At 68.1% G+C, this 19,088-nt stretch carries 18 protein-coding genes; 14 read left to right on the top strand and 4 right to left on the bottom strand.

What is annotated here, in order from left to right; translation table 11 throughout:
- Nucleotides 1-30 precede the first annotated feature (30 nt).
- Nucleotides 31-675 (bottom strand): response regulator, encoded by a 645-nt coding sequence (locus tag AT701_RS21405; RefSeq protein WP_058126549.1) that lies wholly within the window; start codon nucleotides 673-675, stop codon nucleotides 31-33.
- Between the two features lie 309 nt (nucleotides 676-984).
- Between AT701_RS21405 and AT701_RS21400 the strand changes: the two genes are divergently transcribed.
- From AT701_RS21400 to AT701_RS21350, 11 genes are all read left to right on the top strand, one after another.
- The gene (locus AT701_RS21400) at nucleotides 985-2,463 is read left to right on the top strand and encodes an amino acid permease (RefSeq protein WP_003895772.1); all 1,479 of its coding nucleotides are present in this window, start codon (nucleotides 985-987) and stop codon (nucleotides 2,461-2,463) included.
- The gene (locus tag AT701_RS21395; protein WP_003895771.1) at nucleotides 2,460-3,167 is read left to right on the top strand and encodes an SDR family NAD(P)-dependent oxidoreductase; all 708 of its coding nucleotides are present in this window, start codon (nucleotides 2,460-2,462) and stop codon (nucleotides 3,165-3,167) included. Before AT701_RS21400 ends, AT701_RS21395 begins: the two co-directional genes overlap by 4 nt.
- 1 nt (nucleotide 3,168) lies before the next feature.
- On the top strand, nucleotides 3,169-3,822 hold the full coding sequence (locus AT701_RS21390; RefSeq protein ID WP_011729778.1) for an SDR family NAD(P)-dependent oxidoreductase: 654 nt from the start codon (nucleotides 3,169-3,171) through the stop codon (nucleotides 3,820-3,822).
- An 11-nt stretch (nucleotides 3,823-3,833) separates the two neighbouring features.
- Nucleotides 3,834-4,793 (top strand): agmatinase, encoded by a 960-nt coding sequence (speB, locus tag AT701_RS21385; RefSeq protein ID WP_058126548.1) that lies wholly within the window; start codon nucleotides 3,834-3,836, stop codon nucleotides 4,791-4,793.
- Nucleotides 4,793-5,686: a polysaccharide deacetylase family protein gene (locus AT701_RS21380; RefSeq protein WP_011729776.1), complete on the top strand. Its 894-nt coding sequence runs from the start codon at nucleotides 4,793-4,795 to the stop codon at nucleotides 5,684-5,686. Before speB ends, AT701_RS21380 begins: the two co-directional genes overlap by 1 nt.
- A 12-nt stretch (nucleotides 5,687-5,698) precedes the next feature.
- Nucleotides 5,699-6,793 carry a Rieske 2Fe-2S domain-containing protein gene (locus AT701_RS21375; protein WP_003895767.1) on the top strand — a complete coding sequence of 365 codons (1,095 nt, stop codon included), beginning with the start codon at nucleotides 5,699-5,701 and terminating at the stop codon, nucleotides 6,791-6,793.
- Nucleotides 6,790-7,737, top strand: a complete 948-nt coding sequence (locus AT701_RS21370; protein WP_003895766.1) for a PDR/VanB family oxidoreductase — start codon at nucleotides 6,790-6,792, stop codon at nucleotides 7,735-7,737. The genes AT701_RS21375 and AT701_RS21370 overlap by 4 nt, the downstream gene beginning before the upstream one ends.
- Nucleotides 7,738-7,797: 60 nt before the next feature.
- Nucleotides 7,798-9,075 (top strand): PucR family transcriptional regulator, encoded by a 1,278-nt coding sequence (locus AT701_RS21365; RefSeq protein ID WP_058126547.1) that lies wholly within the window; start codon nucleotides 7,798-7,800, stop codon nucleotides 9,073-9,075.
- A 205-nt stretch (nucleotides 9,076-9,280) separates the two neighbouring features.
- Nucleotides 9,281-9,508, top strand: coding sequence for a hypothetical protein (locus AT701_RS21360; RefSeq protein ID WP_058126546.1), 228 nt, complete (start codon nucleotides 9,281-9,283; stop codon nucleotides 9,506-9,508).
- Nucleotides 9,509-9,529: 21 nt separating this feature from the next.
- Entirely contained in the window at nucleotides 9,530-10,786 is a 1,257-nt protein-coding gene (gene fmdA / locus AT701_RS21355; RefSeq protein WP_011729771.1) for a formamidase, read from the top strand.
- A 135-nt stretch (nucleotides 10,787-10,921) separates the two neighbouring features.
- Entirely contained in the window at nucleotides 10,922-12,490 is a 1,569-nt protein-coding gene (locus AT701_RS21350; RefSeq protein ID WP_058127697.1) for a serine/threonine-protein kinase, read from the top strand.
- 1 nt (nucleotide 12,491) lies between these two features.
- Here the strand turns inward: AT701_RS21350 and AT701_RS21345 are convergent, their stop codons facing one another.
- Nucleotides 12,492-14,663, bottom strand: a complete 2,172-nt coding sequence (locus AT701_RS21345) for a glycoside hydrolase family 183 protein (RefSeq protein ID WP_029104383.1) — start codon at nucleotides 14,661-14,663, stop codon at nucleotides 12,492-12,494.
- 469 nt (nucleotides 14,664-15,132) lie between these two features.
- On the opposite strand from AT701_RS21345, the gene AT701_RS35785 reads away from it, so the two are divergent.
- The 3 genes from AT701_RS35785 (at nucleotide 15,133) to AT701_RS21330 (ending at nucleotide 17,997) form a co-directional block, all read left to right on the top strand.
- The gene (locus AT701_RS35785) at nucleotides 15,133-15,498 is read left to right on the top strand and encodes a nuclear transport factor 2 family protein (protein ID WP_003895757.1); all 366 of its coding nucleotides are present in this window, start codon (nucleotides 15,133-15,135) and stop codon (nucleotides 15,496-15,498) included.
- 184 nt (nucleotides 15,499-15,682) lie between these two features.
- Nucleotides 15,683-16,501, top strand: coding sequence for a universal stress protein (locus tag AT701_RS21335; RefSeq protein ID WP_011729766.1), 819 nt, complete (start codon nucleotides 15,683-15,685; stop codon nucleotides 16,499-16,501).
- Between the two features lie 149 nt (nucleotides 16,502-16,650).
- A complete protein-coding gene (locus AT701_RS21330) occupies nucleotides 16,651-17,997 on the top strand; it encodes a glycoside hydrolase family 183 protein (RefSeq protein ID WP_058126545.1) in 1,347 nt (448 codons plus the stop codon).
- On the opposite strand, the gene AT701_RS21325 is transcribed toward AT701_RS21330, so the two are convergent.
- Nucleotides 17,998-18,240, bottom strand: coding sequence for a DUF1918 domain-containing protein (locus tag AT701_RS21325; protein ID WP_003895754.1), 243 nt, complete (start codon nucleotides 18,238-18,240; stop codon nucleotides 17,998-18,000). It abuts the gene before it with no gap.
- 107 nt (nucleotides 18,241-18,347) lie between these two features.
- Nucleotides 18,348-19,088, bottom strand: coding sequence for an SDR family NAD(P)-dependent oxidoreductase (locus AT701_RS21320; RefSeq protein ID WP_058126544.1), 741 nt, complete (start codon nucleotides 19,086-19,088; stop codon nucleotides 18,348-18,350).

The raw sequence follows: 19,088 nt of genomic DNA, 5'->3' as shown, positions 1-19,088 counted from the left end.
ATGGGCTCCTGGCGGACCGGCGCGGGGGTGTCACCGCGTGTTCAGGAATGCGATGACCGCGCGGACTCTGCGGTGGTCGTCTGCGGCCTCGGGGAGGCCCAGCTTGGTCAGGATGCGCTGGATGTGCTTTTCCACCGTGCCCTCGGCCACCCAGAGGCGTCGCGCGATCCCGGTGTTCGACCGGCCTTCCGCCATCAGTTTCAGCACGTCGCGTTCACGGGCGGTGAGGCAGGTCAGGGGGTCGTTGCGCCGATGGGCGGCAATCAATTCGGTCACCACAACGGGGTCCACCACCGAACCGCCGTCGGCGATGCGGTGCATCGCGTCGATCAGGTCGGCCACAGCGGTCACCCGGGTTTTCAACAGGTAGCCCACACCGCGTTCGTCGGCCAGCAGCTCCATGGCGTCCTCGACCTCGACGTGCGCGGAGAGCACCAGGATTCCGGTGCCGGGCGAATCGCTGCGGATCGCGTGTGCGGCACCCAGGCCTTCGTCGGTGAAGGTGGGCGGCATCCGGATGTCGACGATGGCCAGGTCGGGGTTCTTTTCGCGGACCAGATGCAGCACCTGCCGGGCGTCACCGGCCTGACCCACGACGTCGATGCCCGCCCGGTCGAGCAGGCTCGCCAGGCCTTCTCGCAGCAAGACGTCGTCGTCGGCGATGACCACTCGCACCGGATCTCACCCCTTTTCCTCCAAACCTGTTGAAAAAAACGGTTCCTCGGAGATTTCAGGTTCAGCATGTCGGCCTGCGCCGACCCCTCTTGGGCCAGTGTGCGACCGGATCCGGGGCGCGCGAAACCTACGGTGGGCCAGATTTCCCACAGATCGCGCCATCGGCGGTCGCGAGCCGCGATGTAGAGCTCTACAACGGCGCACGGCCCGACTGTACGCCTCACCCGGTTTGGCCGGTTCACCGCGACGAGCGCCTCCTCAGATGGCCATACTTCCCCCGTGTCATCGAGGCAGCGAAAGGTGGGATAGGTGACGTCGGATCGTCAAAATGGTTCCGCACCAGCGGAATTGAAGCGAGAATTCTCGCTCTGGTCGGCGTTTGCGTTTGCATTCGCGTTCATCTCGCCGATCGTGGCGATGTACGGCATCTACGGCCTGTCCCTCTCGACGGCCGGACCCGGCTTCTGGTGGACATTCGTCATCGTGGGGATCGGCCAGTGCATCGTCGCGCTCGCATTCGCGGACCTGGTGTCGCGCTGGCCCTTCGAAGGCTCGATCTACCAGTGGACCAAACGCCTTGCGGGCAACGTCGCCGGGTGGTTCGCCGGCTGGGTGTACATGTGGGCGCTGGTGATCATCATGGCCACGGTTGCCTACGCGGGTGCCGGCTTCCTGGCGCAACTGGTCGGCATCGAGAGCCCGACGGCGGTTCAGCAGAGCATCGTGGCCCTCTTCGTCCTGCTCGCGGGTACCGGTGCCAACATCCTGGGCCGCGGGTTCCTCAAGGCCCTGATGGCCGCGAGTATCGGCGCCGAGATCGTCGCGTCGATCGGCCTGGGCACCTACCTGCTGATCTTCCACCGCCACCACGGGTTCGACGCGATCTTCCACGGCATCGACCTGACCAGCGGATGGTCGTGGGCCTACGTCTCGGGGCCGTTCCTGGCCGCCCTCGCGTTCACCGGATGGTCGATCCTCGGCTTCGAGAGCGCGGGCGCCATCGCCGAAGAGGTCAAGGAACCTCGCCGCAACGTGCCGAAGGCGATGCTGTTCTCGGTCGCGTTCATCGCGATCGTGATCGCCTACGCGTCGCTCGCGGTGACGCTGGCGGTGCCCGATTTCGACAAGATCATCTCCGGTGAGGAAGCCGACCCGGTGGCCTACGTGCTCAGCAGCGCGCTGGGGGAGTCCGCGGTCAAGCCCATCCTGTTCGCTTTCGTGATCGGGTTCCTGGCAAGCTTTTTGGCGCTGCAGGCGTCCGCATCGCGCGTCATCTGGTCCTTCGCCCGTGACGAGGTGCTGCCCGCGTCGAAGTTCCTGGTCAAGCTGTCCAAGGCCGAGGCGCAGCCGATCACGGCGATCATCGTCACCACCGTCATCGGCGCGTTCGTCTACCTGATCTCGGCCACCGACGTGTACTCGGTGCTCGTGACGTTCACCGCGGGTGGCTACTACCTGGCGTTCCTGTTCCCGCTGGTGACCGGTCTGGTCGCGCGTCTGCGCGGCAAGTGGGTCCCCGGACCGTGGAACCTGGGCAAGTTCAGCACCCCGGTGGCCGTGCTGGCGGTGCTGTGGGCCGGCTTCGAGTTCGTCAACATCGTCTGGCCCCGCACGGTGTCCGACGCGTGGTATCTGAACTGGGGCTTCTTCGTCGCCATGGGCGCGATCCTGGCGCTGGGCGCGGTGATCGTGAAGGTCAGGAACGTGGCGGACCGGCCCGCGGCGGTCGATCCGGACACCGATGCCCCGTCCAATGACGATGACGACGCGGTGGTGCAACCGGCATGAGCACCCTCACCGACAAGCCTGTCGTCGTCATCACGGGTGCAGGCAGCGGCATCGGCGCCGCCATCGCCGCGCTGCTGCGCGAGCGGGGATGGGCCGTGGCGTCCATCTCGCGGGAACCCGCACCGGACAACGACCTGTGGCTGATCGCCGACGTCGCCGACGAGCGGGAGGTCACCGACGCGGTGGCCACCGTGCGCGACACGCTCGGCCGCATCGACGCCGCGGTGGTCTGCGCCGGGCATTATCAGGAGACGCCCGCCCTCGACATCGACCAACCGTCGTGGGAGCGGATGCTGCGCGTGCACGTCGGCGGCCTGGCCCACGTGTGCCGGGCGGTTCTGCCCGACATGCGTGAACAGGGCCGGGGCCGCATCGTCGGCATCGCCTCCGAGCGCGCCATCGGCGGCGGCAGCAACGACGCGCACTACGCGGCCGCCAAGGCGGCCGCGCTGAGCCTGCTGCGCAGCATCGCCGTCGAGGTGGCCCCCGACGGGATCATCGTCAACGCCGTCGCACCGGGGCCCTGCGACACCCCACTGCTGCCCCCGGACTCATGGGAGCGGGCCGAGGAGTTCGTGCAGACACTGCCGGCCGGACGCATCGCGCTGCCCACCGAGGTGGCCGAGATGGTCCGGGCGCTGCTGGAGGAGGACATGAACCTGTGCGGAGAAGTGTTGTCGGTCAACAGCGGAACGGTGATCTGACATGACACGCGTACTCATCACCGGCGCCGACACCAAACTCGGTGTGGCCGTCAACGATCACTTCACCGCACGCGGCGCGGTCACCGCCGCGCCGCCGGCCGACACCGACCACGCCGACCGCGCCGCGGTGCGCGACGCGGTACGCCGGGCCGTCGAGCGCATGGGCGGCATCGACGTCCTGGTGGTCGCACACGGGCTGCCGCACGTCGCGGCGTTCACCGAGCAGTCGATGGCCGAGTTCTGGAAGCACGTCGACACCACCCTCACCGGAAGCTTCCTCTACGCGCAGGCCGCCGCAGAACACATGCGGGACAACGGAACCGGCGGGCGCATCGTGCTCACCACCTCGCGGTGGCACGTCGGCGGGGCGAAACTGTCGGCGGTGGCGACCGCGGCAGGCGGCATCGTCGCGCTCACCAAGACCCTGACCCGCGACTTCGGCGCGTTCGGCATCGGCGTCAACGCTGTCGCGATCGGGAACGTCGACTCGGAGTGGTCGGTGTGCGACCTCGAGGGCGCCACACCGCCGCTGGACCGGATCGGCAGCGTCGACCAGGTCGCAGGCGTCATCGGGCTGTTGAGCCGACCGGAACTGAAAGCAGCTGTGGGACAGATCGTCAACGCCGACGGTGGTCAGTCCCGTAACCGCGTCTAGGAAAGGCATTCATGACCAACGACAAGAGCCGCGACGCGATCGTGGTGCCGGTGGATCCGCAGGTGCAGCCGCGGTACGCCGGCTGGACGACCTACGCCCGTCTGCCCCGGCTGGAGGATGTCTCCCACGCCGACGTGGCGGTGGTGGGCGTGCCGTTCGACAGCGCCGTCACCTACCGGCCCGGTGCGCGGTTCGGCCCCAACGCGATTCGTCAGGCGTCGCGGCTGGTCCGCGGCTACAACCCCGAACTCGACATCGCCCCGTTCCAGGTGTGCCAGTTCGCCGATGCCGGTGACATCGCGTGCAACCCGTTCGACATCGCCCAGGCCGTCGACCAGGTGACCGCGGAACTGACCGCGCTGCTGTCCGAGGGCACCCGCGCGGTGGTCCTCGGTGGTGACCACTCGGTGGCGCTGCCGTCGCTGCGTGCCGCCCACGCCGTGCACGGCCCGGTGGCATTGGTGCACTTCGACGCCCACCTCGACACCTGGGATTCCTACTACGGGGCCGACCTCACGCACGGCTCGCCGTTCCGCCGGGCCTTCGAGGAGGGCCTGCTGCAGGAGACCAACATGCACGTCGGCGTGCGCGGGTCCATCTACGACAAGCAGGATCTGGTCGAGGACGCCAAGTTCGGTTTCTCGGTGATCACCTGCCGCGACATCACCAAGCTCGGTTCCGACGGCGTGATCGAGCGCATCCGCGAACGTGTGGGCGACGCACCGGTGTACGTGTCGGTGGACATCGACGTCCTCGATCCCGCTCATGCCCCCGGCACGGGAACGCCTGAGGCCGGCGGCATGTCGAGCCGCGAACTGCTCGAAGTGGTACGTGGTCTCGATCAGGTGAACCTGATCGGCGCCGACGTCGTCGAGGTGTCCCCGGCCTACGACCACGCCGAGATCACCGCCGTGGCCGCGGCCAACGTGACCTGGGAACTGTTGAGTGTGTTCGGAAGGAAGGCCCGCTGATGACCGACTCGACGACGGAATTGACGCCCGCCGCCCCGGTTTCCTGGCCGGACGGCAAGACCTGCGCCGTCGCGTTCACCTTCGACGTGGACGCCGAATCGCCGCTGCTGACCACCGACCCGGCGTTCGCCGACCGGATGGGAACCATGAGCCACCAGGCCTACGGCCCGCTGGTGGGTGTGCCGAGGCTGCTCGGGATCCTCGACGAGTTCAACGTTCCCGGAACATTTTTCGTCCCTGGCTACACCGCGCACCGTCACCCCGAGCCGATCCGCTCGATCGCGCGTGCCGGGCACGAGATCGCCCACCACGGGTACCTGCACGAGTCGCTCGTGGGCGCCGACGAGGACACCGAGCGCAAGATCCTCACCCGCGGCATCGAGGCGCTGGAGGAGGTCGCTGGCGTACACCCGGTCGGCTACCGCGCGCCGATGTGGGAGATGAACTGGCACACACCGAAACTGCTCGCCGAGTTCGGATTCCTCTATGACTCGACGCTGATGGACTCCGATCACCCCTACGAACTCGCGGTGGGGGACGGATCGCTGGTCGAGTTGCCGGTCAGCTGGGCGCTGGACGACTGGCAGCAGTACTGCTTCGTGCCGGACTTCTCCGGCACCGGCCTGATCGAGACCCCGGCCAAGGCCATCGAACTGTGGCGGGCCGAACTGAACGCGATGCGCGACATCGGCGGCGCCTGGGTGCTCACCAACCACCCGTTCCTCAGCGGACGGCCCGGCCGCGCGGCCGCGCTGCGCGAGTTCATCGCCGAGGTGTGCGCGATGGACGACGTGTGGGTGGCGGGCATGTCCCAGATCGCCGAACACGTTCGCGCGCAAAAGCTCACGCCGCGCACGTTGACCCGGCCCGAACTGACCCCTGTCGCGGAGTAGTTAGGAGACACCATGAAGCAGGACGTATTGACCCCCGAGAAACTGCGCGAGGCCTACCAGCACGTGTGGTTCGTCGTCGCACGCTCGTGTGACATCGACACTCCGCAGTCGGCGACGCTGCTCGACCACAACCTGGTGGTGTTCCGCGACTCCACCGGCGCGGCCCGCGTCACCGACCGGCGCTGTATCCACCGCGGCGCCAACCTCGCCGACGGCAAGGTGGTCGGCGACTCCATCGCCTGCCCGTACCACGGCTGGCAGTTCGACGGGCAGACCGGCCAGTGCTCGGCCATCCCGTCGCTCAAGGAAGGCGGACGGATCCCGCCGAAGGCCGCCATCAAGTCCTATCCCGTCATCGAGCGGTTCGAGCACGTGTGGACCTGCCTGGGCGACCCGGTGTTCGACCTGCCCAATCCGCCGGAGATCGCGGATCTGGAGCTGGAATGGCGTCCGGCGGATCCGATCCACGCCGACTGCGGGTTCATGGCGGCCACCGAGAACTTCCGCGACATGGCGCACTTCCCGTTCGTGCACGAGCCGTCGATGGGCGACGTCAACCCCGTCGTCCCCGATCTCGAGGTCAAGCGCGAGGGCCGTGAGGTGTGGGCGTCCTACTTCTACGCGCAGGTCGAGGAGTCGGACTTCTCCGGCGTCGGCGACGCCTGGATGCACTACCACTCGTATGCGCCCGGTATCGCGACGATCCTCTACGACTTCGGCCCGGAGATCGGCAAGCGCTACCTGGTGGACTTCCCGTCGCCGGTGAGCTACGACAAGTGCATCATCTTCTGGGGCGTCGCCACCGACAAGGACTTCCGCGGCGGGACCGTCGACGAGATCCTCGAGATCGAGACCAAGGTGTTCAACGAGGACACGCCGGTCCTGGAAGGCCTTGAGCCCAAGGAGGTTCCGCTGGCCGGTCAGGCGTTCGAGGTGTCGGCACCCGCCGACATCTACACGCTGAACTACCGGCGCGCCACGCAGTTCGCGGTGCAGACCATCCGGCAGGAACGCGGTCTCGACGCCGGGACCGACACCGAGGCCGATGCGGCGAACGCGCAGACCAACGGTCATGCGCGGGCCGCGACGGCCGCACCGGCACAATGAAACTCCAGGTCACACAACTGCGCCTGGAGGCCGCGGGTGTCATCTCGGTGACACTGCGTGACCCTGACGGCCACCGGCTGCCCGCGTGGGCAGCCGGTGCGCACCTGCCGATCACGCTGCCGTCGGGGCGGGTGCGGCAGTACTCGCTGTGCGGTGCGCTCGACGATCCGTACTCCTACACCGTCGCGGTCCTGCTGGTCGCCGACGGCCGCGGCGGATCGCGAGAGATCCACGAGCAGTTGCGCATCGGGCAGATCCTCGAAGTGGGGGAGCCGAAGAACAACTTCGAGCTCGTCGAGGCGCCTCGGTACCTGTTCATCGCGGGCGGCATCGGCATCACGCCGATCCTCGCGATGATGGAGTCGCTGCGCGCCGCGGGTGAGGAGGTGCCGTTCCGGCTCGTCTACGGCGGTCGCACACGGGCGTCGATGGCGTTCTTGGACCGGCTCGCGGGGTTCGGCGAGGTCGAGGTGCTCCCGCAGGACACCCACGGCATCCCCGACCTTGCCACGGCCTTCGCCGCAAGCGCACCAGGCACCCGCGTGTACTGCTGCGGGCCCGCGCCGATGCTCGACGCGGTGCAGTCCCTGGCCGCCGAGCACCCCGACGTGTTCCTGCACACCGAGCGGTTCAGCGCGGGCGCCCGCGAGGCCGCCGAGGGCGCCGCCGACGACAGCGCGTTCGACGTGGAACTCGCCCGCACCGGGGTGACGGTGACCGTGCCGGAGGACACGAGCGTGCTCGACGCCGTGCTCGCGGTCGCGCCCGAGACGCCCTACTCGTGCACCGCGGGGTTCTGCGGCACGTGCGAGACCAAGGTGCTCGCAGGTGAGGTTGATCACCGCGATGATTTGCTGACCGATGAGGAACGACAGGCCAACACGACGATGATGATTTGCGTCTCGCGGGCTCTAGGAAACGCGAAATTAACACTCGATCTATAGCGAACGGGGTGTGGTCCTAGACTACGCAGCCATGAGTGCAGTTATGGTCGCGAGTCGTTGATGTCGCGCGAGACATCGAGCGACGGTGGCGCCGCGGGGATCGACGTTGCTCCCCACGACGGCACCGTCCGGCTGCACGCTTTGCTGACACAGTCCGGCCTGCAGGTCGAGGCGCTCACGCCGATCGGTGATGGCGACCGGCCGATCCGGTATGTCTACCCGACCGAACTCGCCGATCCGTCGCAGTACCTGTCGGGCGGCGAGTTGATCCTCAGCGTCGGCGTGCCCGTGGCCCAGGAGCCCGACGACGTCATCCGCCGCTACGTCGCGACGTTGAGCGACCGCGGCGTCACCGCGCTGATGGTGGGTCTGGGTGACCTGTTCGACGAACCGCCCGCCGCGTTGGTGCAGGCGTGCCTGGACCGCGACCTCCCGCTGCTCACCCTGCCGCCCGACGTCCCGTTCCGGCGGATCGTCGACTGGGCCGAGGCCCACCGCGCCGCCGAACGCGAGGCCGGCAAGCGGGAGGGTGACCTCGGGTCCATCCTGCGATGGTTCGTCGCGGGCACCCTGGGCGTCGGCCCGGTGGAGAACGCACTGGCCGAACGCGGACTGGCCGGCGCACCGGTTGCGGTGTGCGCGTTCAACTCCGACGCCCACACCGCCGTCCACGACCTGGTCGACAAGCACGGCGGCGCCGTTGCGCTGCTCGACGACGACCGCATCGTCTCGCTGTGTGCGCACACCGAGAACTTCCGCGCCGAGCTGGCCGCGTCGCCGCTGTCATGCGGTGTCGCGATCGCTCCCGACGCCTCGGCGATGGTCTACGCCATCCCCGAGGCCCTCGAAGCCCTGCACGAGGCCACCCGGTGGCGCCGCGCGGTGCACATCGACGAGATCGCCACCCTCGACGGTCTGCTGGCTGCCGTCCCGAAGGTGCGGTTGGTGCCGTTCGTACACCGCCTCATCGCGCCGCTGGTCGAGCACGACAAGGTCAACAACTCCTATCTGGTGTCCTCGCTGGAAGCGTTCCTGGCGCCCCGCAACGACATCAACGCCGCCGCGACCCAGCTTTACGTGCATGTCAACACGCTGCGGAACCGGCTGGCAAAGATCGCCGAACTCACCGGCGCCAATCCGCTCGACGAATCCGACCGCGTCAACTTCCGCATCGCACTGTGGGCCGCGCGCAACATGGGCATGCGCGAACAAGGCGGCGAGGCCGCGAAACCCGCCGGAGTCGCAGGGGATCTGGCCACCCCGGGTCCCGGTCCGGGTCCCAACGCGGTGCGGCACAACGGGATTCGGCAGACCAGCGGTACGCGCCGGTCGCGCTGAGCGCGCCGCCACCCCGTGTACAGCCTGTGCGGCGCTACACCGTGATCCGTAGAGGCTGTTTTGTTATCCAACTACCGCGCCTGAACCCGCACTCCTCGGTAAGGTTGGCCGTGTCTTCACCCCAATCGGACAGCGAGGAAACCTGTTGGTTCTCTACGTATTTCGGTGTGAGTCCGGCTGCGGCACCACCAAGCAGCTGTATTCGATGAGTTCTCGTCCCGACGTGATCGAGTGCCCAAGCTGCAACGGTGCGGCGCGGCGACTGATCTCGGCCCCCAACATCGGGCGCGGTGGGGTCGGCATGGCGTTGCAGGACGCCACCCGAGCCACCGCGGACCGCCCGGCCGTCGTCTCGTCTCCCTCGCCGGGGACGCGGCGACAGAAACAGAAGGTCACCACCAACCCGCTTCACCAGAAGCTGCCCCGCCCCTAGCAGTCCCGACAAGGAGAACACATGCCTGACGTCGTATTTCCCCTGGACTCCACCAAGAAGTTCACCGAGCAGGAGAAACTGGGCCACAACCGGTGGCATCCCGACATCCCGCCGGCCGTGACGGTCAAGAAAGGTGACTCGTTCCGCGTGCACTGCCGCGAGTGGTTCGACGGCGCGATTCACAACGACGATTCCGCCGACGACATCCTCAACGCGCCGTTGACCACCGTGCACGTGCTGTCCGGCCCGATCGCGGTCGAGGGCGCCAAGCCCGGCGACCTGCTGATCGTCGACATCCTCGACGTCGGCCCGATCCCGCAGGAGGATTCCGGACCGCTCGCGGGCCAGGGCTGGGGTTACACGGGCATCTTCCCGACGCAGAACGGCGGCGGTTTCCTCACCGAACAGTTCCCCGACGCCTACAAGGCGATCTGGGACTTCTCGGGTCAGAAGGCCACGTCGCGGCACATCCCGGGTGTCGAGTTCACCGGCATCGTGCACCCGGGTCTGATGGGCACCGCGCCGTCGGCGGGCCTGCTGGCCAAGTGGAACGCCCGCGAGGCCGCGCTGATCGCCACGGACCCCGAGCGGGTGCCGCCGCTGGCACTGCCGCCCGAACCGCAGGACGCGATCCTCGGCGGGCTGACCGGCGACGCGTTCACCAAGGCCGCGGCCGAGGCCGCGCGCACCGCACCGCCGCGGGAGAACGGCGGCAACCAGGACATCAAGAACCTCACCAAGGGCAGCCGGGTGTTCTATCCGGTGTTCGTCGACGGCGCGAACCTGTCGGTCGGTGACCTGCACTTCTCGCAGGGCGACGGCGAGATCACGTTCTGCGGCGCCATCGAGATGGGCGGCTTCATCGACCTGCGTGTCGACGTGATCCCCGGCGGCATGGAGACCTACGGCGTCGGCGAGAACGCGATCTTCATGCCGGGCAACACCGATCCGCAGTACTCGGAGTGGCTGGCGTTCTCGGGCACCTCGGTGACCCTCGACGGCGAGCAGCGCTACCTGGACTCGCACCTGTCGTACCAGCGGGCCTGCCTGCACGCCATCGACTACCTGACCAAGTTCGGGTACAGCCCCGAGCAGGCGTACCTGTTGCTGGGCGCGGCTCCCATCGAGGGCAGGCTTTCGGGCGTGGTGGACATCCCGAACGCGTGCGCGACGGTCTACATCCCGACGGCGATCTTCGACTTCCCGGTGACCCCCACCGCAGCCGGGCCGGTGAAGATCGACCCGGGCATGGGCGCGCCGCACTCGTCGTTCAACTGACGTCCGCGACGTGGTCCCGGGGCCGGGGACGGGTCTTCTCTATCCTCGTCACCGGGACCACTGCGCCGCTCGCCGTGCCCGCCTGGATGGTGGTCCCGTGCGGTCCGGGCGGCCGAAAGGACGTGAATGACCCCGATGGCCTCCAACGGCGCCTCCCGCCTCGGCACCCGGTTCGGGCCGTACGAACTGCGGTCGCTGATCGGTGTCGGCGGCATGGGGGAGGTCTACCGCGCCTACGACACGGTGAAGGGGCGTGAGGTCGCGGTCAAACTCCTTCGGGCCGAGTTCGCGGCCGACCCGCGCTTCCAGGAGCGGTTCCGCCGCGAATCCCGGGTGGCCGCGCGCCTGCAGGAACCGCACGTCATCCCGGTGCACGACTTCGGCGACATCGACGGTGTGCTCTACATCGACATGCGGCTGGTCGAGGGCGCGAGCCTCAAGGACATCCTGCGCACCGACGGCCCGCTCGATCCGCGCCGCACGGCGTCGATCGTGGCGCAGGTGGCCTCGGCGCTGGACGCCGCGCACGCCGACGGCCTGGTGCACCGCGACATCAAACCCGAGAACGTGCTGCTCACGGGCGACGACTTCGCCTACCTCGTCGACTTCGGCATCGCCCATGTGGGCGGTGAGGCCAGCGTCACGATGACCGGCATGCTGATCGGCTCCAGCGCCTACATGGCACCCGAGCGGTTCTCCGGCGAGACCGTCGGCCCGCCCGCCGACATCTACGCGCTGGCCTGCCTGGTCTACGAGTCACTGATCGGCAGGCCGCCGTACGAGGCGGGCGATCTGCGGCAGTTGATGAGCGCGCACATGTTCTCCGCGCCGCCGCGGCCCAGCATCATGCGCCGCGGCGTCCCGCGTGCGTTCGACGAGGTGATCGCGACGGCGATGGCCAAGGACCCGGCCGCGCGCTACGCCACGGCCGGGGAACTGGCGCGCGCGGTGTCGGCTGCCGCGGCCGGCGAGGCTCCGCCGTCGAAGCCCGCCCCGCCGCAGGCACCGGGACGCCCGCCGACTCCGACGCGGCAGTTCTCCGAGTTGTACCCCAACCCCGAACACACCGGGTTCACGCCGTACCCGCCGGCCTACCCGTCGGTGCCCGCGCCGCCACGCAGAACCCCGACGCCGCCGGCCCCGGCCGCTGTTGCGGCTCCCGCCGTGCGGACGCCGGGCAAGAAACGGTTCACCCGCACGCAGATGATGCTCGTCGTGGCGACGGTGGTGCTGTTCGGCGTCGCCGCGGTGCTCGCGACGATGCTCGTGGGCGGTGATGACAACGCCTCCACCGGCAACACGGGAATCACGCCGCCCGAGGGCGCGACCTCGACTTCGGAATCGACGACCACCACGACGTCCAACCGGTCGGCCACCGCGAACGTCAGCGGCACCGACGAGCAGGGTTTCGTCGGGCATACCGCGCGGTGCGACTCGGACGCGACGCCCGCCGCGCTGATCCGCACGGCGACCTCGCTGGCGATCATCTGCGAGCGTGACTCCGGCGGCTACTACTACCGCGGCGAGCGCCTGCGCGACGGCGCCAACCTCAAGATCGACGACGCCCAGCGTTCGGGCGACGGCTACGTCGCGGTCAACCCCGCCGACGGGGCGCGCTACGAGGTATCACCCGAGGGGTTGACCATCATGAGCAACGGCCACGTCGACTCGTCCGAGCCGCCCGAGGAGTACGGCTCGAAATAGTTCACACCGCAACGGTTTTCAGGCCCGACAGGTCGGTCTGCATGAGCACCACGTTGTAGTCGCCCCACAGCGACATGTTCCAGTACAGGTTGTTCACATCCGGGTCGCCGTTGTCGTCTTCGAGCATCCCGGTGCCCGACCACGGATGGATCATCGGCGCATACAGGCCCGGGTAGTCGGCCGAACTGGCGAGCTCGATCGGATCCGACCACGGGCCCTCGGGCCGGTCGGCGATGCGCATCTGGATGTTGTTGTTGCCGTCACCGTAGAGCACCACGTACTTGCCGAGGTATTCGTTGTACTGCACCGACAACTCACTGACATTGCCGCCGGTCTTGGCGCCCACCAGGCCGCCCAGATAACCGCCCAGCACGTTCGGGTCGTTGGCCCAGTCGACGATGAAGCCGAACAGGCCCGTCGAGCGCGTCGAGTCGCCGATGACCGGCGCGGCCACCGCGGCGTTGCCGGTGACCCACCGGTTGCCGTCCCAGTACTCGTACTTCGACAGGTCGGTCACCGCGTCCTCGGGCACGCGTGACAGATACGCCGATCCGGCACGGCCCGAGGGGGTTCCGAACGCATACAGGTAGCGGATACCGTCCTCACCCACCTGATCCTCGGGCTGCAGGACATAGGCGGCCTGCTGGAAGTTCTGGCTGCCGGGCACATACAGCGTGCTGGAGCGGAACCACCCCGCCGAGCGGATGGTCGACGGCGCGAGCACCCACGTGTCGGTGCTCGGGTCGTACACCGAGATCGCCGAGAAGTTGGTGGTCCAGCGGCCCGGGGTGTCCCACGAGCGCACCGACATGTAGTTGACGTACTGCGTGCCGTCGATCTGCACTCCCGCGGTCGGGATGACGGTGACCTCCGAACCGCCGAAGAGCCCGAACAGGTTTCGGCCCGACGCCGGGATGAACTGGTATGCCGTTCCGGTCTGCACCAGGCCCAGTCCGTCGCTCAGGACGTTGTCGGTGCTGATCAGCAGGACGTTGGAGCGCCACCACCCGCTCATGTTGGGTCCGCTGAACGTGTCGCCGAACGCCGTGTGGACGAACCGCTGCCCGTTCCACTCACCGCCGTCCCACATGATGCCCAGATCGGTGCCCCAGATGTCGAAGCCCGCGGTGTTGTTGGTCTGCGGCCAGTTGCCGCTCGGGTTGGACACCCCTGTCACCCAACCCACCGGCACCGAGTCCAACCGGCCCGGAAGCGGATTCACCACGGCTGCCGATGTGACGGCCGACGTGGTGATCGCGGGCGCGGCGAGCGCGGTGGCGGCTCCCGGGGTGAACGCCCGCTCGAACTCGCGGCGCGCGAACGCAAGCAACGCCCATGCGGCAGGCGAGGGGGCCGGAGCCACCGGTGCGGTGGCAGCCCGCGGCGAGAAACCTGCTGCGGCGGTGAGCAATCCACGCACCAGACCGGTGATTGTCGGCCGCGGCGGCGAAACCTGGACGGGCTGGGCGGCTTTGAGCGCCACGGGTGTCACCGGGCGTGCGAGGTTGGTCGTGGGCCGCAGGTCCGGCAGTGCGATCCTCGGGGCCGCGTTCTCGATGGCGGTCCGGATACCGGTGACGCCGGTGGTGATCTCCCTGGCCACCTCGTCGGACCGTGCCCGCACCGAGGTGATCACGTCGGGCACCTTCACGGCCGGCGCCGCCGGGAGCTGCCGCTGCGTCTTGGTGGCGGGTTGGGCGGCGTTCTTCGCCTCGTTCCCGGCCTGTTTCTCGGGGGCCTGCTTGTCGGTGTCCTTGCCTGGACGGATCTGCGCCCGCAGCTTGGCGCGCCGTTCGGCCCGCTTCTCGGCCTGCTGCGCGGCCGACTGCTGGGCGCGTTTGTGCGCGTCGGCGACCGCGCCCTCGACGGCCTTGGCGGTCTTCTTGAGAGATTCGGCGATCTTGCCCGTCGGTTGGATCCGCGGCTTGGTCACTCCGGGTTTGCGGGGCTTCGCCGCGTCGGCGCCTCCCGATGCGGAGCCGGAGCTGCCGCCGGCAGACGACGAAGAGGAATCAGAAGCCGAAGACGACGAGGACGTCGAGCCCCCGGACGCGCCCGAATCGTCGGCCCATGCCACACCGGTTCCGGTGGTCAGTGCTGCGCCGATGCCCAGTGCCACAGCCAGTGCTCCGATGCGCCCCACGTACGCGGCGCCGCCTGTCGTCGATCCCATTCACGCAACCCCTTTGTCGTCGGCCGACGAGAAGTATCGCAGGCCGACGGCAAAGGTTTTGCGATTGCCGCGACAAAGTGTCATGAGTTGCTGAACCCGGCCGGAACAGGCGAACCCTCGGCGACGGCCGAGGCCCTGCCCGCTCGTCAGTCTGGGAACCGTGGGCGATCGAAAAAATTCCAACTGGCCAGTTGTTGTTTGGTGAGACGTGTGCCACACTCCAACTTGTCGGTTGGAATTGTCGAGTCCAGGAGTGGTGATGAGAGTGCCGGGCCTACAAAGATTTTCACGGGGCAACCCATCGAGCCGGGATGCCCGGAGGATCAACGCCGGACTGGTTCGTGCAACCGCCGGCAGGGTCCCGCCAGCTGTCGCTGTGCTGGCGGCGGGCGCCCTCGCTCTCTCAGGTTGCGCAAACGAGACGCCGCCGGAGCAGCCTGGCGCCCATACCAGGGCCGTCCTGGAGGACGTGTTCGCGACGACTTCACAGACCGGGTTCGGCGAGACCTTCCTGGACCGACTGTCCGATGACGTCACCTTCACCGCGACCGGTACCTCGCCGGTGGCCGGGCAGTACCACGGCAAAACCGAGTACCGCGAGAAGGTGTTGAGCCGGCTCCATGATCACCTCGCGACGCCCATGCGTCCCCAACTCGATCAGATGATCGTCGACGGCGACTGGGCGGCGGTGCGTTTCCATACCGAGGGAGTCCACGGCACCAACGGCTCCGACGCCAGCATGCAGTATTGCTGGGTCATGCGCGTCGCCGGAGACCAGATCGTGGACGTCATCGGCTATTACGACACCGCGAAGATGGCCGGGCTCTTCGTCTGATGGTGCCTGATCGCGGCCTGATCGGCTCGACATGTTGTCGCCCCGAGAGATTCGGCGGTCCCGCGGATGGTCGGGTCTGATGTTGTGAGCATCCGTTCGCTTTTGCTGCGGGCGGGCATAACCCCACAGGCGAAGTTGCCGACGATTTAGGCTGGACGCAACGGATCGACGGAAGAGGACGCGCATGAAGATTGTGGTCGGCTACGACGGGTCCCTGTCAGCCAACAGCGCGATCAGGACTTCCAGCGAGTTGTTCCCCGCCGCGGAGGCGGTGATCGTGTACCTGTCCACACCGCCGTTCGGCAGCAGGGGGTTGCGCGCCCGGTTGCGCCATTCGGCGCGCAACGTCGACGAGTTGATCGACCTCGTGGACCGGGAGAGCGAAGGGGAGTCGGCGCGCCTGGTCGACCTGGGGGTGACGTTGGCGCGCGCGGCCGGGTGGACCGCCGAGCCTCTGGTCAAACGGACCTGGGCCGGGGAGGGTCTCGGGCTGGCGCAGGTCGGCGAGGAACTGCAACCCGACGTGATGGTCGTGGGTGCCCGCGGTATCGGCGCATCCGAGTCGAAGATCGGCAGCGTGTCCGATCTCGTCGTGCACCACGCGCCGCGTCCGGTGCTCGTGGTCTCCCAGCACATGCTCTCGGCCGAACACCAGGCCGTGGTGGACGGCCCAGTGGTGGTGGGCGTCGACGGGTCGGCCGGCGCCGACCGCGCGATCAAGGCCGCCGAGCAGTTGTTCCCCACGCGCACCGTGGTTTCGGCCGCGGTGGACGACGGCGACGCCGAGGGCGTAGACGCCACGCACCACGTGAAGCGGTTCCGCGGGTCCGGTGCGGGCGCCACGGCCGACGCACTGGTCGCGTTCGCCGACGAACAGCGCGCCGCGGCAATCGTGGTCGGGTCGCGGGGCCGGTCGGCGCTCAAGAAGGTCCTGCTCGGCAGCGTCGCGGGAGCCACACTGCAGCGCACATTCCGGCCCGTGCTGGTGGTGCCGGGAGGCTGATCGCCGGGCACGTCTCGGACCGATCACGGATCCGTACCGGATCGTGACCGGCAAACCACACCTGTCTCTGTAGCAACTATTGTCACACCTGGTCGCGTGTCGGGGCGGCAGCGTGGCTGCACCCGCTACGTCAGCTCGAAAGGTGTGTCATGCCGGCATTTCGTCGACTGGCATCGACGTCGCGTGCGTGCGTCGTCTCCGCGGTGGCAACCACGCTGGTGGGCGGGTTGGTTGCCGGGCTCGTCGGCGCCCCGCCCGCCGCAGCCGATCCCTGCTCGGTGCCGACGCCGAACGCCTCGGCGCGGGGTCTGACCCCGTCGATGCCCGACATCATCTCGAAACTGCCGGTCCTGCATCTGCCGATCGGCCGCAAACCCGTGCAGACGGCCAGCACACCCGAAGAGGCCAAGGACACCGCGGTCGCACTCAACACCGCCGCCCGCGCGGCCGCAGAACCGGCGGCGTCGACGGCCACCACGGTCGGCTGGGTCACCGGACCCAACTCGGACAGCTATTCGCGCTTCGGGATCTCCGGTGCCGACCTGGGCATCATGTGGGACAACGGCCAGACCGGAGCCAACCGTCAGGTACTCATCGCGTTCGGCGACACCTTCGGCAATTGCAATGTCGCAGCACAGGAGTGGCGCAAGAACACGCTGTTCCGCAGCGCCGACCGCAACCTCGCCGACGGCATGAGCATCCCCAACCCGGTACCCGGCAACATCTACGCCGGATCCCCGGTGGACGCGGCGCGGCCCAACTTCTCCCGGCAGGTGATCAAGAGCCTTGGCCTGGCCGGCACCGAGGTCACGGTGATCCCCACCGCGGGAATCGCGGTCGGCACAACGCAATACGTCAACTTCATGTCCGTGAGCAGGTGGGGCGCCCCCGGGCAGTGGTCGACCAACTTCTCCGCGGTGGCGGTCTCAGGCGACAACGGCGAGACGTGGACCGTGCCCGCGACGAGCATCCGGCCCAGTTGGTTCAACACCGTGCCGGGTGTGCCGTTCGTGTGGGGTGACCAGAACTTCCAGATGGCGGCGTACCTGCGCCACAACGGCTACGTCTACGCCTACAGCACCGGCGCCGGGCGCGGCGGCATGCCATTCTTGTACCGCGTCGTGGAGACGGCCGTGGCCGACAAGTCGGCCTACGAGTACTTCACGCCGTTCGGGTGGATCAAGGGTTTCCCGTTCCTCGCCCTCCAGGTGGTGTGGGCACCCGGCAGCGAGATGTCGGTGGCGTGGAACGACCACCTCAAGAAATTCGTCATGCTCTACACCAACACCACCAGCTCGGTGGTGATGCGCACGGCCGACAAACCGGAGGGGCCGTGGAGCCGCGCGAAGACGATCGTCAGCTCCACGGCCGTCCCCGGTGGCATCTATGCGCCCTACATCCATCCGTGGTCGGAGGGCAAGGACCTGTACTTCACGCTGTCACGTTGGTCGGACTACAGCGTGATGCTGATGCGCACGTCCCTTTCGACCGGCTAGCTAGTGCGCTGACGCACCCGCGTGGGCAGCGGCGCGTTCAGTGGCGCGCTGGTGCTCCTCGGGGGACATGATCAGCGCATCGGGGCCGGGATACACCGTGGCCTCGTGCCCGTCGGACAGCCAGCGCACGACGAACGGGGGAGACCCGTCGTCACTGCGCACTCCGATGATCTCGGCATGCTGATCGTGCCGGTCGGTGGTCGCGCCCTTGACGACCAGGAAATCGCCGACCTTGGCCTTCATCGTTCGCTCCCTTCCTCGGACTTAATGGTCGGAAACGTCCTTGCACTTCCGTTTCTATCGTGCGCGCGCAGGAACGCAAGGTGAAGAGATCGGACGGATGTGTGTGCTCAGCCGGCGGTCTTGCCGGCATCGACGATGTACACCGCGCCGTGCACGGCCGCCGCATCGTCGCTCGCCAGGAACGCGATGGTCTTCGCGACATCGGCGACGTCCATGAAGCCCCGCGGGGCCGCGATCCGCATGATCAGATCCCAGTCGGCGTTCTCGGGCGCGGCGAACTCGGTGGTCTGCGCGGTCAGCATGCCGCCAGGGCACACCGCGTTGACCCGCAGCCGCTCCTTGGTGAACTCGACCGCCAAGGCGCGGGTCAACCCCACCAGCCCGTGTTTGGCCGCGCAGTAGCCGGCCGAGTACACCTCGCCCTCGACGCCGGCGATGGAGGCGACATTGACGATGTTGCCACCGGCCTGCAACAGGTGCGGCAGCGCCGCACGGCTCAGGAAGAACGGGCCATTGAGGTTGACCGCGAGGTCCTTGGCCCAGTCCTCGTCGGTCACCGAAACCGTATGGCGCATCTGATGAAAGCCCGCGACGTTGATCAGGATGTCCAGCTGACCGAACTGCTCGACGCACTGTCCGACCGCCTCGTCGCACGCCTGCGACGACGAGACGTCCACGGAGGCATACCTGCCGCCGGGCACCTCGGTGAACACCTCGGCCATCCGGTCGGCGTCGCGGGCGATCCCGAACACCGAGGCCCCGCGCGCCGCCAGCAATTTCGCCACCGCCGCCCCGAGGCCTGCCGAGGCACCCGTCACCAACGCGGTCTTCCCATGAAAGTCGGTCAT

Source organism: Mycolicibacterium smegmatis (genome assembly GCF_001457595.1).
Classification (GTDB): domain Bacteria; phylum Actinomycetota; class Actinomycetes; order Mycobacteriales; family Mycobacteriaceae; genus Mycobacterium; species Mycobacterium smegmatis.
Note: the sequence above shows the minus strand (reverse complement) of the source record. Positions and strands in the feature narration are given on the sequence as shown.

Coding starts and splice junctions, on each gene's coding strand:
- fmdA (WP_011729771.1), top strand. CDS start 9,530: ATGCCTGACGTCGTATTTCCCCTGGACTCCACCAAGAAGTTCACCGAG.
- AT701_RS21380 (WP_011729776.1), top strand. CDS start 4,793: ATGACCGACTCGACGACGGAATTGACGCCCGCCGCCCCGGTTTCCTGG.
- AT701_RS21335 (WP_011729766.1), top strand. CDS start 15,683: ATGAAGATTGTGGTCGGCTACGACGGGTCCCTGTCAGCCAACAGCGCG.
- AT701_RS21320 (WP_058126544.1), bottom strand. CDS start 19,088: ATGACCGACTTTCATGGGAAGACCGCGTTGGTGACGGGTGCCTCGGCA.
- speB (WP_058126548.1), top strand. CDS start 3,834: ATGACCAACGACAAGAGCCGCGACGCGATCGTGGTGCCGGTGGATCCG.
- AT701_RS21370 (WP_003895766.1), top strand. CDS start 6,790: ATGAAACTCCAGGTCACACAACTGCGCCTGGAGGCCGCGGGTGTCATC.
- AT701_RS21390 (WP_011729778.1), top strand. CDS start 3,169: ATGACACGCGTACTCATCACCGGCGCCGACACCAAACTCGGTGTGGCC.
- AT701_RS21360 (WP_058126546.1), top strand. CDS start 9,281: ATGAGTTCTCGTCCCGACGTGATCGAGTGCCCAAGCTGCAACGGTGCG.
- AT701_RS21330 (WP_058126545.1), top strand. CDS start 16,651: ATGCCGGCATTTCGTCGACTGGCATCGACGTCGCGTGCGTGCGTCGTC.
- AT701_RS21365 (WP_058126547.1), top strand. CDS start 7,798: ATGTCGCGCGAGACATCGAGCGACGGTGGCGCCGCGGGGATCGACGTT.
- AT701_RS21375 (WP_003895767.1), top strand. CDS start 5,699: ATGAAGCAGGACGTATTGACCCCCGAGAAACTGCGCGAGGCCTACCAG.
- AT701_RS21350 (WP_058127697.1), top strand. CDS start 10,922: ATGGCCTCCAACGGCGCCTCCCGCCTCGGCACCCGGTTCGGGCCGTAC.
- AT701_RS21325 (WP_003895754.1), bottom strand. CDS start 18,240: ATGAAGGCCAAGGTCGGCGATTTCCTGGTCGTCAAGGGCGCGACCACC.
- AT701_RS21345 (WP_029104383.1), bottom strand. CDS start 14,663: ATGGGATCGACGACAGGCGGCGCCGCGTACGTGGGGCGCATCGGAGCA.
- AT701_RS21395 (WP_003895771.1), top strand. CDS start 2,460: ATGAGCACCCTCACCGACAAGCCTGTCGTCGTCATCACGGGTGCAGGC.